This is a genomic window from Corynebacterium auriscanis, from assembly GCF_030408435.1.
Taxonomy (GTDB): Bacteria; Actinomycetota; Actinomycetes; order Mycobacteriales; family Mycobacteriaceae; genus Corynebacterium; species Corynebacterium auriscanis.
In genome coordinates this window covers 2,036,202-2,049,390 of sequence record NZ_CP047046.1, presented here as the reverse complement: position 1 = coordinate 2,049,390, position 13,189 = coordinate 2,036,202, and the positions used below count along the sequence as shown (strand labels likewise).

General features: G+C 60.1%; 13 protein-coding genes. 9 read left to right on the top strand and 4 right to left on the bottom strand.

Going from position 1 to position 13,189, the window contains the following annotated elements; translation table 11 throughout:
- The first annotated feature begins 32 nt into the window (after positions 1 to 32).
- From CAURIC_RS08705 to CAURIC_RS08695, 3 genes are all read left to right on the top strand, one after another.
- Positions 33 to 1,094: a Cj0069 family protein gene (locus tag CAURIC_RS08705; protein ID WP_035114757.1), complete on the top strand. Its 1,062-nt coding sequence runs from the start codon at positions 33 to 35 to the stop codon at positions 1,092 to 1,094.
- 128 nt (positions 1,095 to 1,222) lie between these two features.
- Complete coding sequence (locus CAURIC_RS08700; RefSeq protein WP_035114759.1) at positions 1,223 to 2,773, top strand: MmgE/PrpD family protein; 1,551 nt, start codon at positions 1,223 to 1,225, stop codon at positions 2,771 to 2,773.
- Between the two features lie 48 nt (positions 2,774 to 2,821).
- Positions 2,822 to 3,967: a bifunctional 2-methylcitrate synthase/citrate synthase gene (locus CAURIC_RS08695; protein WP_290182505.1), complete on the top strand. Its 1,146-nt coding sequence runs from the start codon at positions 2,822 to 2,824 to the stop codon at positions 3,965 to 3,967.
- Positions 3,968 to 4,072: 105 nt separating this feature from the next.
- On the opposite strand, the gene CAURIC_RS08690 is transcribed toward CAURIC_RS08695, so the two are convergent.
- The 3 genes from CAURIC_RS08690 to CAURIC_RS08680 form a co-directional block, all read right to left on the bottom strand.
- Positions 4,073 to 4,849, bottom strand: coding sequence for a nucleoside triphosphate pyrophosphatase (locus CAURIC_RS08690; protein WP_353959079.1), 777 nt, complete (start codon positions 4,847 to 4,849; stop codon positions 4,073 to 4,075).
- A gap of 89 nt (positions 4,850 to 4,938) precedes the next feature.
- Positions 4,939 to 5,373, bottom strand: a complete 435-nt coding sequence (locus CAURIC_RS08685; protein ID WP_035114760.1) for an acyl-CoA carboxylase epsilon subunit — start codon at positions 5,371 to 5,373, stop codon at positions 4,939 to 4,941.
- Between the two features lie 12 nt (positions 5,374 to 5,385).
- The gene (locus CAURIC_RS08680; RefSeq protein ID WP_035114761.1) at positions 5,386 to 6,876 is read right to left on the bottom strand and encodes an acyl-CoA carboxylase subunit beta; all 1,491 of its coding nucleotides are present in this window, start codon (positions 6,874 to 6,876) and stop codon (positions 5,386 to 5,388) included.
- Between the two features lie 24 nt (positions 6,877 to 6,900).
- Between CAURIC_RS08680 and CAURIC_RS08675 the strand changes: the two genes are divergently transcribed.
- The 6 genes from CAURIC_RS08675 (at position 6,901) to CAURIC_RS08650 (ending at position 12,697) form a co-directional block, all read left to right on the top strand.
- Entirely contained in the window at positions 6,901 to 7,986 is a 1,086-nt protein-coding gene (locus tag CAURIC_RS08675) for a biotin--[acetyl-CoA-carboxylase] ligase (protein WP_052095054.1), read from the top strand.
- Complete coding sequence (locus CAURIC_RS08670) at positions 7,986 to 8,522, top strand: hypothetical protein (protein ID WP_290182501.1); 537 nt, start codon at positions 7,986 to 7,988, stop codon at positions 8,520 to 8,522. The genes CAURIC_RS08675 and CAURIC_RS08670 overlap by 1 nt, the downstream gene beginning before the upstream one ends.
- A gap of 147 nt (positions 8,523 to 8,669) precedes the next feature.
- Positions 8,670 to 9,887, top strand: a complete 1,218-nt coding sequence (locus tag CAURIC_RS08665) for a 5-(carboxyamino)imidazole ribonucleotide synthase (protein WP_035114855.1) — start codon at positions 8,670 to 8,672, stop codon at positions 9,885 to 9,887.
- A gap of 68 nt (positions 9,888 to 9,955) precedes the next feature.
- Positions 9,956 to 10,504 (top strand): 5-(carboxyamino)imidazole ribonucleotide mutase, encoded by a 549-nt coding sequence (gene purE, locus CAURIC_RS08660; RefSeq protein WP_052095070.1) that lies wholly within the window; start codon positions 9,956 to 9,958, stop codon positions 10,502 to 10,504.
- Between the two features lie 61 nt (positions 10,505 to 10,565).
- Positions 10,566 to 11,756 (top strand): YdcF family protein, encoded by a 1,191-nt coding sequence (locus CAURIC_RS08655; RefSeq protein ID WP_290182499.1) that lies wholly within the window; start codon positions 10,566 to 10,568, stop codon positions 11,754 to 11,756.
- Positions 11,757 to 11,785: 29 nt separating this feature from the next.
- On the top strand, positions 11,786 to 12,697 hold the full coding sequence (locus tag CAURIC_RS08650; protein WP_290182497.1) for an SDR family oxidoreductase: 912 nt from the start codon (positions 11,786 to 11,788) through the stop codon (positions 12,695 to 12,697).
- Between the two features lie 249 nt (positions 12,698 to 12,946).
- Here CAURIC_RS08650 and CAURIC_RS08645 read toward each other — a convergent pair whose 3' ends face one another.
- Positions 12,947 to 13,186, bottom strand: a complete 240-nt coding sequence (locus CAURIC_RS08645; protein ID WP_035114765.1) for a hypothetical protein — start codon at positions 13,184 to 13,186, stop codon at positions 12,947 to 12,949.
- Positions 13,187 to 13,189 lie beyond the last annotated feature (3 nt).

Here is a 13,189-nt window from a genome sequence, read left to right as displayed (position 1 = left end):
GAAGGCTGAGAATTGACTGAAAGGGGCCTTTCGTGCACAAGAGCATTGTTGTTTTCGAAGTCCGCGGTGGTAATGACAAAGGTGAGGATGGGCATCGTCGTGACACAATGCCAATCGTCAATGCAATCCGAGATAAAGGGTGGGGCGCTGAAGTTGTCTACTTCGATCCTGAAAAGGTCGATGACATCTTTGACGAGGTCAGCAACAACTACGACGGCTACATCTCCCGCGTAAACCCCGGTCACATCCCAGGTGGCGAAAAGGGCTACTTTGAGATGCTCACCAAACTCAGTGAGTCTGGCCTTGTTGGTATGTCCACCCCTGCGGAAATGATCAGCTACGGCGCCAAGGATGCACTGGTCAAGCTCAACTCCACCGACTTGGTGCCAGAGGATACTGCGGCTTACTACGACGTGGATAGCTTCCACGAGACCTTTCCCACCTCCCTTTCCTACGGCGAGCGCGTGCTCAAGCAGAACCGTGGTTCCACCGGCTCGGGCATCTGGCGCGTGCAGCTGCAGGACAAGGACCTTGCCAAGTCTGTCGAGCCAGGCACGGCGCTGCCGTTGGATACCAAGCTCAAGTGCACGGAAGCTGTAGATAATCACACGGAGATCCGCGAACTCGGTGACTTCATGGACTTCTGCGACCAGTACATCGTCGGCGATAACGGCATGCTGGTGGACATGCGTTTCATGCCCCGCATCGTCGAGGGCGAAATTCGAATCCTGCTGGTCGGCCCGCACCCAGTGTTCGTGGTTCATAAGAAGCCAGCGGAAGGCGGCGACAATTTCTCCGCAACGCTGTTCTCCGGTGCAAAGTACACCTACGACAAGCCTGAAGCGTGGCAGGACCTCATTGATATGTTCGCGGATGCCCGTCCCGTCATCGCCGAAAAGCTCGGTGGCGATAACATTCCGTTGATTTGGACTGCGGACTTTATGCTGGCCGATGCGGAAGATGGTTCCGATACCTACGTGCTGGGCGAGATCAACTGCTCTTGTGTGGGTTTCACCTCCGAGCTGGACATGGGTATTCAGCAGCTGGTGGCCGAGGAGGCTATTAAGCGCATCGAGGAAGCACAGGCTAAGTGAGCCAAGCTCCTACCTCTTGCTGTTCGCGGCATTAGTTTTTCCAACTTAACCTTCCCGCCGAAAAATCTTGACTAACGTGTCCTATATCACTTTCAAGTCAAAACATTTTCTGTTGGGAAGGTTGTTTTATGCTCGACCACACCGTGCGGGTTCGGAAATCCGCTGACGATTTCCCCCTCACTGAACACCTCGCGCACAAAATTGCGACCGTTGCCGCGGATCCCGTTGCCGTGGAACAACCCGTCGCCGACATGGTCATTAACCGGATCATCGACAATGCCGCGGTCGCCGTGGCGTCGGTACTAAGAAGGCCAGTAAGTAGTGCTAGGTCGCAGGCGCTTGCTCACCGTGCCCCAGAAGGCGGCGGGGGCTCGACGGTTTTTGGTGTCGACGCCCACGTGTCCCCCGAATGGGCTGCTTGGGCAAACGGGGTGGCAGTCCGCGAACTGGATTTTCATGACACGTTCCTAGCCGCGGAATACTCTCACCCCGGGGACAACATCCCGGCTATCCTCGCCGTCGCGCAGCACCGTGGCAAGGATCTGGGGTTGGGGGGTTCGGAGCTGATCCGTGGCATCGCTACGGGCTATGAAATTCAAGTGGACCTAGTACGTGGGATTTGCCTGCACAAGCACAAGATTGACCACGTCGCGCACCTGGGCCCATCGGTGGCAGCGGGGCTTGGCACGCTGTTGAACCTGGACATTCCAACGATTTATCAAGCAGTGGGGCAGGCACTGCACACCACGACGGCAACGAGGCAGTCCCGGAAAGGGCTCATTAGCTCGTGGAAGGCTCACGCGCCAGCATTCGCGGGGAAGATGGCGATTGAAGCGGTTGACCGCGCTATGCGCGGGGAAGGTGCACCGGCGCCGATTTGGGAAGGCGAAGACGGTGTGATCGCTTGGATGCTGGACGGGCCGGATGCGGAGTACACCGTGCCACTTCCAGAGGCGGGGGAGCCAAAGCGAGCGATCCTGCACACGTATACCAAGGAACACTCCGCGGAATACCAATCCCAAGCGCCAATCGATCTGGCCCGCAGCATGCGCAAGCAGTTGGAAGCGCACGGCAACGGGGACCTGCGCGCGGTGTTGAACCAAGTGGAATCTATCGTTTTGCACACCAGTCACCACACGCACTACGTAATCGGCACGGGCTCTGGGGATCCTCAAAAGTTCGACCCCACTGCGTCTCGCGAAACTCTGGACCACTCTGTGATGTACATTTTCGCCGTAGCACTGGAAGACGGCACGTGGCACCACGAAGACAGCTATGCGCCCGAGCGCGCGCAGCGGCCCGAAACCGGGGAGCTGTGGAAGAAGATCTCCACTGTGGAGGACCCGGAGTGGACCCGCCGCTACCACTCGGAGGATCCCACCGAAAAGGCGTATGGAGCCCGGGCGGTTATTTCCTTGCGTGATGGCACGGTCTTCGACGAAGAACTTGCCGTTGCCGATGCCCACCCGCTGGGAGCGCGCCCTTTCGAACGTGAGGACTACATCCGGAAGTTCCGCATCTTGGCCGAGGGCCTCGTTGATGACAAGGAACAGGATCGCTTCATTGAAGCAGCGGAGAATACCGCGGATCTTTCTGCCGAGGACCTAGGACAGCTCACTGTCACATTCTCGCCGGACGTCTTGAACCGTGCACCACAGATTCCTCGCGGGATTTTCTAAAGCGCGGTCTCTAACCCACAACCCCGTCCAATTTCTAGGAGGACAATCATGAGTACCACCCCAGAAGTACGTAAAGGCCTATACGGAGTGATTGCGGATTACACGTCCGTATCCAAAGTGATGCCAGAGACCAACTCGCTGACCTACCGCGGTTACGCTGTGCAGGACCTCGTTGAAAACTGCTCGTTCGAAGAAGTCTTCTACCTGCTGTGGAATGGCGAATTGCCCACGCGGGAACAATTGGACGAATTCAACCAGCGTGGCCGGTCCTATCGTTGCCTAGATCCCGGCTTGATCAGCCTCATCCACTCCCTACCGACCGACTGCCATCCCATGGATGTGATGCGCACAGCCGTGTCGTACATGGGAACCAAAGACAAAGAGCACTTCACCCCAGACACAGACCACATCACCCACGTCGGCCATAACTTGCTGGCCCAATTGCCCATGGCCCTGGCCATGGATATTCGTCGGCGTCAAGGTAAAGACATCGTGGCCCCCGATTCAAATAAGGGAGTGGCCGAGAACCTACTGTCTATGGTGTTCGGCACGGGAGAGGATTCGCCGGCATCGAACCCAGAGGACGTGCGCGACTTCGAGAAGTCCCTGATCCTGTACGCCGAGCATTCTTTCAACGCATCCACGTTTACCTCGCGCGTGATTACCTCCACACGCTCGGATGTGTACTCCGCGATTACCGGCGCCATCGGTGCCCTGAAGGGGCCGCTGCACGGCGGCGCCAACGAGTTCGTGATGCACACCATGCTGGAGATCGACGATCCGGCGAAGGCCGAAGGCTGGGTGAACAACGCGTTGGATAACAAGGACCTGATTATGGGATTCGGCCACCGCGTGTACAAAAAAGGCGATAGTCGCGTGCCGTCGATGGAAAAGTCTTTCCGCGCGTTGGCCGAACGCCATAACGGTGCGAAGTGGGTGCAGATCTATGAAAAGATGGCGGCGACGATGGACGCCCGCACCGGTATCAAACCCAATCTCGATTTCCCAGCGGGACCGGCCTACCACCTGCTGGGCTTCCCCGTGGACTTCTTTACCCCGCTGTTTGTCATCGCGCGTGTGGCCGGGTGGACCGCACACATCGTGGAGCAATACAGTAATAATTCTCTGATACGTCCGCTGTCCGAATACAACGGTCCAGAGCAGCGCGAGGTTATTCCGATCGAGCAGCGCTAGCGTTGGCGTTAGGGGTGCTCGGGGCGTGTGGGCTGGGAAGCTAACGTTTAAGTATTGGCGCGGAGCGCCAGACCTACAGGCTACGTTGAGGGCCGGGTGTTAAGGCTAACCCCGGTTCCATGTGGCCTGCGCCGAGTAGCCGAAGTGCTCGAGTGCCCGGCGCACCACCGGAAGCGATAGCCCAATGACACTAGACGGATCACCTTCAATCCGATCGATAAACCACCCGCCGAGAGCTTCCAGCGTGAAAGCTCCGGCGCATCCGAAAGGCTCGCCGGTAGCGGCATAGGCGTGAATATCAGCATCGCTGGCATTCGCAAAGTGCAGCGTGGTGGTGGATACCTCCACGTAGGGATCCTGGCGCCACAGAAGCTTTGCCGTGGAGGTGGGGTGTGGGGAATATCCTGCACCCGCCGTGGCGGTTTCTGGCGGCGCAGCGCCCGCGGCCTCAGCCTGTTGCGTCACAGTATCTACCGGCCCTGCTTGTTCTCGCTCTGCCGGCGCCGGCAAATAGAACACCGCATGACCCGTCAGCAGCTCGGCCATTTTTCCACGCTGGTTACGCCACCGCTTCACAGTTTCCTCAGCAGTGTGCGGTTTACCCTGCAGTTCCCCATCGATCAGCAACATGGAATCGCCACCAATTAAGACCGCCGGTCCCGTCAACGCGGCTGCGCTCGGAGAATCCGCACGCAGCTCGTCAACCACTGCCTGCGCTTTAGCTTCAGCCAGCGCCGCCACCACGTCATTCGGCGATGGTTCCCCCACACGGGTCCGAAGATCCGCAACCACCGCATCTTCGTCTACACCACTGGCGATCACGATGGGTTCCACCCCAGCCGAGCGCAAAATACTCAGCCGCGAGGGTGACGTACTAGCCAAGACCACCTGAAGCCGCTGGCCTGCGGCTGCCTGCGGGTTGTGGGGGCGGGGGTAGCTTTCTTTACTCGACGCCACGCTCAACACGCCCGTTAGGAGTTTCGGAATGCGATGGGATTCGGGTGCAGGGGAGCGCCGGTGCGGCCCCGCTGGCCTGCTTCTGGCAAACCATAGCGCCCCCGCGTGTTGGGCTTTTTCCCAGCCTGAATGTGAGCCGCGCGGTCAGCTACGGACTGAAACACCTCATCGAGTGCGGTCAGGGCAGCATCATCTGGACTGCCTTTGATGACTTCGTAGTGTGTGCGGTGCAGGCGCTGGTGCGGTTGCTTGTGCCCAGTAGCCCTCTGCTCCAGTGGGAGATCGTTCGACGTGTGATGGGCGGACGGGCGCTGGTCTGGCTGAGATTGGCCAGCAGGCACCTGGTCGCTGGGCATCTGACCACTGGGCGCCTGGTCGCTGGGCATCTGTCCACTGGGCGCCTGGTCCGTGTGCTCCTGGGCAGGAGTGTTCTGAGAATCCTCGGTCATAAATAAGCCCCTTTAGAAAGGAATGTTGCTGTACTTGCGCGGGTAGCGATCCTCGGCCTTGCGCTCCAGGAGCAGCAGACCATCGGCGATCTGCTTACGCGTATCGGCCGGGGCGATCACGGCATCTACCAAACCGCGTTCAGCGGCGGCGTAAGGGTTGATCTGATCTTCTGTGATCCTGGCTTCATCCTTGCCCGTTGCCATTACTAGGTCATCCAACTCAGCCACAGCAATTTCGGCAGTTGGCCACGCAAACACTAGGTCCGTCCCCATACGCTTTGCACCCATTGCCAAGTATGCGGAACCGTAAGCCTTGCGGGTGACGACCGCGATTTTGCCCACGCTGGCCTCCGCCGTGGCGGCGAACAGCTTGGCGGTCTTGCGGACCAGCCCAGCACCATCGGCATCGGGCGTGAAACCTGCCGAATCCACGAACGTCACTAGAGGGATGTTGAACGCATCGCAGAACCGTATAAACCGCGCGGCCTTTTCCGCAGCATCGATATCGATCGCCCCGGCACCTTGATCGGGCTGGTTGGCGATAATGCCCACGCTGCGACCATCAATCCGAGCGAAACCAGTTAACATGTGCGGTGCGAACTGGGTTTGTAACCCTAGGAAGCTGCCACCATCCACAATGTTCTCCACGACCGTAGCCATGGAGTACGCCTGCGCGGCCTCGTCCGGAACGATGGTGTTGAGGTCCGCGTTCTCGGCCGCTGGCTGGCGCTCGTCCTCGTCCTCGCGAATGGGCAAGGCACGGTTGTTGGACGGCAAGTAGCTAAGCACATCAGCCACCAGATCGAGCGCAGCCCGATCATCTTCAGCCTGAACGTGGGCCGTGCCCGACGTGGCGTCGGATAAAGAACTACCGGCACCGGCAGCAAGCGAAACCTGGCCCGCCTGTGCGACCTCCACGACCACATCAGCCAAGGCAACATTGTGAGCAGTTAGGCCCGATACAGCACCAGCCACCAGGGCGATGTGGGGAATCACGCCCGAGGCCTGGTTTTGCAGGGAAAGGATGCGGGAGAAATACTCCAACGCGGCCACGCCCTCTTTAAGGCGTGCGCCGGTGCCCTCGTAAATGCCGATCAGTGGGGTGCCCGATTTGAGGGCCAACTGTATAACCTTGAGGATCTTCTCGCCGTGGGTTTCGCCTAGCTGTCCATCAAAAATGGTGCTGTCCTGCGAGAAAACGCACACGGGACGGCCGTCGACGGTGCCGTGGCCGGAAACTACGCCGTCGGTGAGCGGCCGAGATTTATCGGAGCCGTACGCGGTGGCGCGGTGGCGGGCCAGCGCATCGATTTCCACGAAGCTGTCCGCATCCAACAATGCCTCCACACGATCGCGGGCGGTCAAAAGGCCCGCGCTGTGGCGCTCGCGGATGGAATCCTCACCCATGGGGGTTCGCGCCTCGGTCAGGCGATTGCGCAGGTCGGCAATCTTCCCAGCCGTGGTCGACATGTCCGGTTTTGTAGAGTCCGTGGAGGCAGTCATGCGCGATAGTTTACTGTGTTGAGCATGGACACCCCAACAGCTGGCCATGCTCGTGGCATCTCCCGGCGTGCTCTCAGCGCCGCCTCACTGGGGGAACGGTTACGCGCGATCGGCTTTACCCCTTTCTTTACCGACGCCACGGGCTCCACGAACACGGACCTCGTCGAAGCCGTTAGGGCAGAGCGCCCCGGTGGTGCGAGCGGGGGAACCGGCAAAAAAACATTCAACTTTTATAACCAGTCCGGGCAGGTAGCGCATCTGAGTGTGCTGCTGGCCGAGGAACAACTGGCTGGGCGCGGTCGCATGGGCAGGTCATGGACGGCACCCAAGCATTCGCAAATCATCGCCTCCGTGGTGCTGCGGTTGTATGGAATCCACGTCGATAGTATGGGGCTGCTGCCGCTGTTGACGGGCATGGCGATTGCTCAAGGTGTGCGTGAGGCCAGTGAGGCGGCCGGGCGGCGTTTGCCCGCCGAGCTGAAATGGCCCAATGACGTGTTAGTGGAAGGGCGCAAGCTCGCCGGAATCTTGGTGGAGGCTGCGAATGTGGAAGCTAGCGCTGTCAATGGAAGGCAGGCTAGCCCGCTGTTGAAGGAAGCCGTCGTGGTCTTGGGCTTTGGTGTGAATTATGACCTGACTACCGAGGAGCTCCCGGTGGCTCACGCGACGAGTATTGCTTTAGAGGGAGAGCGAGCTGCGCAGGCCCGAGCGGCCGCCGGGCCGAATGCACTTGCCGACCCGGCGGGAGACGGCCGCACGCTACTGCCAGAACGCGAAGACGTTGTATTCCACATTCTGGATAACTTGGCACGCGATGTGGAGCGCTTCACCCAACTGGGTGGCGCCCCCGAGGCAGTCATCGGCCGGTACCGGCAGCTGTCAGCCACCATCGGAAGCAGGGTGAAGGCGTTCCTGCCGGGGGATGAATTCGTCACGGGCATCGCCGAAGACCTAGATAAATCCGGTGAATTGATCATCAAGGTGGAAGCCCACGAGGGTACGCGCCCCATTGCGGTCGGACAACGGTTGACGGTAGCGGCAGGGGATGTCGAGCACCTCCGCGCCACCGACGACGATGATTCCCGCACGTCTGAATGGGGTTACGCCTAATGGCAAAAGTTCGGTTTGAACCAGACGAGGTCATCCTGGCAGAGCTATCGCCCAGCAGGCGGTCGGCATTCTTTCCGATCGTGGAACTGATCCTTATTACCGGATTGATCTGGATGGCCATCGGGTTGATTGATGGGCACATTGCCAGCCAATCGGTACAGATCCTCGGTTTCGAACCGAACCCCCTCACGAGGGCTGGTGATTTAACACAGAATGACACCCTGATTTCCTTAGTCTGGGGGCGGCGAGCACTGCTGGTGTTGTGGGTGATTTTGGCGTGGCGTCGATGCATTAGGCATTTGGTATTCCGGCAACGGTCCCGCATGGTGCTAACTGACCAACGATTGATCACCGCCACAGGGCACCTGCGCAGTGAAATCGCCCAGGTGCCACTGGGGCACATCGTGGATGCCCGCCACCGGGGGCAAGAAGTATCCGTGTACGTGGCGGGAACGCGGATGCCGGTGGTGCTTCGGCAAGTCCCGTATGCCAAAAAATTCACCAAGCTTTTGCGCAACCAGATTGGCCAGTTTTAGTTTCGGTGTTGTCGGGGCTGGGCACTATAGTTGGGATCCGTGACGAACACTGCTGAAACCGCTGACCAGAACACTTCTTCCGATTACCCGGCCGCATCCAAAGACGGCCGTGGGGGCGCGCCGGACCAGCCACGTGCGGATTGGTCGCTGTCGAGGGGAAGTGCGCACGCGCCGGGTGCACCTCTAGTGACGATCATCGGCGATGGCCAGCTGGCGCGCATGATGCAGCACGCGGCAGTGGAGCTGGGGCTATCGGCACGCGTGTTGGCTAGCACCCCGGATGCGTCGGCAGCTCAGGTCAGCGCTGACGTGGTGTTGGGGGATTACACCAATCGGGATCACGTTCAGGAAGTATCCCGCGATGCCGCGGCGGTCACGTTTGACCACGAGCATGTACCGAACGAGTTCCTCGATGACCTGATCAACGCGGGACTGAACGTTCAACCACAGCCCAGCGCGTTGATCCACGCTCAGGACAAGCTGGTCATGCGCAAGAAACTGCGCGAATTGGGCGCGCCCGTCCCACCATTCCTGGAAATTACGAGCGCCCAGGACATCGAGGGATTCTTCGAGGCCACCAAGGGCGCAGTATGCCTCAAGGCCCGTCGTGGTGGATACGACGGCAAGGGAGTATGGTTCCCGGAAACCGTGGCAGAAGCCAAGGACCTGGTGACCGACCTGCTGGCCAAGGACGTGCCGCTCATGGCCGAGATGAAGGTGCAACTGGTGCGCGAGTTGTCCGCCATGGTTGCCCGCACTCCCGGCGGAAAGATCGCCAGCTGGCCCGTGGTGGAAAGTGTTCAGGAAAACGGCATCTGCGTGGAGGCCGTTGCACCCGCCCCGGAAACTGAAAGCGCGATTCTGCACGAAGCTGAGGAGTTAGCCCGCATGGTGGCCCGCGAATTGGGCGTGACGGGTGTGCTGGCGGTAGAGCTGTTTGAAACCGTCGATGAAGTCGGCCAGCCAACCATCATCGTCAATGAGTTGGCCATGCGCCCCCACAACACCGGCCATTGGACCCAGGATGGGTGCGTGACCAGCCAGTTTGAGCAGCACTTGCGGGCCGTGTTGGATCGCCCATTGGGGCGGACCACGCCCCTGGCTGAGTACACGGTGATGGCCAACGTGCTGGGTGGGGAACACGATCCGCAGATGCCCATGCGCCAGCGAATGGATGTGGTGTGGGCGCGTTTCCCACAGGCCAAGATCCACATGTACGGCAAAGACTGGCGGCCACACCGCAAGATCGGTCATGTGAACATGACGAGTGCCCCGGGGCAGACCGCCACAGAGCTGCGCCGAGAGGCCCGTTTGGCCGCACAATTCTTGGTCTCGGCGCAATGGGCTGACGGCTGGGTGGCATAACCAGGCGATAGACAAGGGTTAAACCCCAACATCGCGCCATGGACAACGACGAAAGTGAATGCGAAACCATGACTGATAACAACAATGCGCAGAACATGAACAACCCCAAGTCCCACAACGGCCCGCTCGTGGGCATCGTCATGGGCTCGGATTCCGATTGGCCCACGGTGCAGCCCGCGGCCGAGGTCCTCGCGGAATTCAATATCCCCATGGAAGTTGGTGTGGTCAGCGCCCACCGCACGCCGGAGCGCATGTTGGATTACGCTCGCGAGGCCCACACCCGAGGCATCAAAGTAATTATCGCTTGTGCTGGCGGCGCGGCTCACTTACCGGGAATGGTGGCGGCGGCCACTCCGCTTCCGGTCATCGGTATCCCACGTGCGTTGGGCAACCTCGATGGGTTGGATTCCTTGTTGTCCATCGTCCAGATGCCCGCAGGTGTGCCGACCGCTACCGTTTCCATCGATGGTGCCAAGAACGCGGGTTTGTTGGCGGTGCGCACCCTCGCCGTCGCCGATGCTGCCCTCATGCAGCAGATGGTCGATTACCAGGCAGATATGCGCGACCAGGTCCTGGAAAAGGATCGTAAGCTACAGCAAAAGCTGTTGGGGAATTAGCATCCGCCGTCTGTTAGTCCGCTGTCTCGGTCCCGTGTTGGTTGCGACGGGGTGGGGCACGATGGTCGCGTTGCACCCGACCCGGTGGTTGCTGCCGGGTGTGCTCACAAGTGCGGCCAGCTATGCCGCGGTGTGGCGTTTCTACCTGCCACAATTGCGGGCGAGCATGCCACGCGCTGTGGCTCACGTGTTGTCGGTGGGCACTGCGGGGGCATTGCTGAGCTGGGGGTGGGGTGCGGCGGTTTTTTGTTTCGACGCCTCCTCGTCCCGACCCGTTCGCGCCCTGGGTGGGGCCGGATGCCTTGCGTGGTTGGGTCTGGTGAACCATTTTGCGCGCTTCGTGGTGAAGGGCGTGGCGTCGACCAAAGAATTGGGGAGTGAGGCGGCCATCAGCGACCGGCAGGTGGAAGCTGCGGACGCGATCATTGTGTTGGGGGCGGGGCTTACGGGGGATCGGCCGAGCCCGGTGCTGGCGCGGCGGTTGGACCGCGCGGTGCAGGTGATCCGGCGGTTGGATGCCACGGCCAGTGGTCACGCGGCAGAGAAAAACTTCCAGGACCGCGGGGTGCCAGTGGCACGGCGGTTGGATACGGTGGCTGGCGGAGTTGTGGGGCAGGAGGGTGCTCAGGACCGCGGGGTGCAGGTGGCACGGCGGTTGGATACGGTGGCTGGCGGAGTAGCGGGGCAGGAGGGTGCTCAGGACCGCGGAGTGCTGATCGTAAGTGGGGGACAGGGGGCGGATGAGCCGTGCTCTGAGGCCTCGGCCATGGCTAGATATTTGCTGGAGGAAGCGCAGCTGGGGGTGCCCGGGGCGCGGTGGGTGGTTTTGCAGGAGCAGCTGGCGACCAGTACGGAAGAGAACTTGGCCAATAGCACGCGGATGCTGCTGGACTATCGGACACAGGAGAGGTCGGGCAAGCAAAGCCAGACCCATGACCATTCGGGTGAAAAGTGCCAAGTCAGCGAGCATCATGGCGAAGCGAACCGGTCGTGGGCGCAGCGAGGCGGCGGAGAAATAATGGGCGAAGAACACAGGATCATCGTGGTGACCAGCGATTTCCACGTACCGCGCACGCGGTGGCATGCGCAACGTGCCCAGCGGGCTTTCCCAGAGGTGTGTTATCAGATCGTGGGCGCGGTAACGCCCGTTGGGGCGCGACCTGCTGCTTATGTGAGGGAGTACGTTGCGAGCGTGGTGCAAGTATGGTTGCCTCAATTATTCTCCCGCATAGTTTCCCGGTCCCGTCCCTAACAGTCGACCAGTGGTGCATACTCGAAGGTATGTTTAATGCGCTAATAAATCGTGGAAAGAACGTGTGGGAGCGGAATAAAAGCGATCGAGCCCAGCGCAACAACAGTGGCCTCACCAGTGGCACTGTCGTTGTTACCGGAGCTGCACAGGGGTTTGGCCGTGCAATTGCTGAGACGTTTTCCTGTGCGGGCTGGCAGGTGGGTGCTTATGACGTGGACGTGGAGCGGTTAGAGGCCTGGGTTGCGGAGTGGAACGGCAAACCCGGCGGAGGCAACGGTGTGCGCGGGATAATCGACACGGGATTCTTGGACGTGCGCGATGCAGAATCGTGGCAGAACACACTGCGCGATTTCGCTGCTGGCCACGGTGGCGGGATCAACGTGCTGATCAACAATGCCGGTGTGCTGTATGCGGGGGATTTTGCCGATCAGGGCAGTTTTGAGCGGGATGCCCAGCTGGTTGATGTGAACGTCAAAGGTGTGTTGTTCGGTGCCCGTGCTGCGTTGCCATACTTGAGTGCCGCAGATGGCGGGGCTCATTTGGTTAATTTGTGCAGTGCATCGGCGATTTATGGCACGCCGGAAATGGCTACCTATTCTGCGACGAAGTTCGCAGTGCGGGGTATCACCGAGGCCTTGGAAGTTGAGTGGGCTGCGCGCGGGGTTCTGGTCTCTAGTATCTTCCCGCTGTACGCGAATACCAATATGATTGCCAAAGATCGCACGGTGGGGATGACACGATTGGGTGTGCACAACACACCACAGCAGGTGGCGCAGAAGATCTTAGATGTGGTCAACGGGGGTCGCAGTATCCCAGCCAAGGTTCATCACGCGGTGGGAGCGCAGGCGGCGGTGTTGTTGCAGACCAGCCACTTCTCGCCCGCTTTCCTCACGCGATACCTCAACGGAAAACTGGTTTTCGGCGGGAAAATCCGCATCTAGTTCTTTGGGGTGGTGTTCCACTGTGGGTAATCAACTCTGCGAGGGAGGTTGTTGGGGGGTAGGAATCCGGGTGCTTTACATCGCCGACGGTGTTTTTCGCGCTGAACAACGAATGTGCAGCAGAAGTCCAACAAAAACGCGTGATTTTGTCAGAGTTCTGCTGCACATTGTGTGATTGGGCTCGTGGGTGGTGGGTGCCTCGTCACTAGTGTCGGACGTTTTCTGGGGAGGTACGGGACCACCGCGATCCTACCGGTACCGCGAATAGCCCTTCCAAACCACCACCAGCGCTACCACCAGCACCAGCAGGACCACGGAAGGCAACACCGCGGGCTCAGCTCGGAACACGTTCCATACCGCGGTGACCATAGCCATCACCGTGAAGAATCCCACGAACCCCAACGCGGCTTCCCAAGCGAGTTTCTTGCGAGGGGCGTCGGGATCAACAGCAGGCCGTTGATCGACGGAGCCCCAGCCCTCCTGCGACATTGA

Bases quoted from the DNA above. Each gene is read 5' to 3' on its own strand.
- purE (WP_052095070.1), top strand. From the start codon at position 9,956: ATGACTGATAACAACAATGCGCAGAACATGAACAACCCCAAGTCCCAC.
- CAURIC_RS08700 (WP_035114759.1), top strand. From the start codon at position 1,223: ATGCTCGACCACACCGTGCGGGTTCGGAAATCCGCTGACGATTTCCCC.
- CAURIC_RS08695 (WP_290182505.1), top strand. From the start codon at position 2,822: ATGAGTACCACCCCAGAAGTACGTAAAGGCCTATACGGAGTGATTGCG.
- CAURIC_RS08645 (WP_035114765.1), bottom strand. From the start codon at position 13,186: ATGTCGCAGGAGGGCTGGGGCTCCGTCGATCAACGGCCTGCTGTTGAT.
- CAURIC_RS08670 (WP_290182501.1), top strand. From the start codon at position 7,986: ATGGCAAAAGTTCGGTTTGAACCAGACGAGGTCATCCTGGCAGAGCTA.
- CAURIC_RS08650 (WP_290182497.1), top strand. From the start codon at position 11,786: ATGTTTAATGCGCTAATAAATCGTGGAAAGAACGTGTGGGAGCGGAAT.
- CAURIC_RS08655 (WP_290182499.1), top strand. From the start codon at position 10,566: ATGGTCGCGTTGCACCCGACCCGGTGGTTGCTGCCGGGTGTGCTCACA.
- CAURIC_RS08680 (WP_035114761.1), bottom strand. From the start codon at position 6,876: ATGACTGCCTCCACGGACTCTACAAAACCGGACATGTCGACCACGGCT.
- CAURIC_RS08675 (WP_052095054.1), top strand. From the start codon at position 6,901: ATGGACACCCCAACAGCTGGCCATGCTCGTGGCATCTCCCGGCGTGCT.
- CAURIC_RS08685 (WP_035114760.1), bottom strand. From the start codon at position 5,373: ATGACCGAGGATTCTCAGAACACTCCTGCCCAGGAGCACACGGACCAG.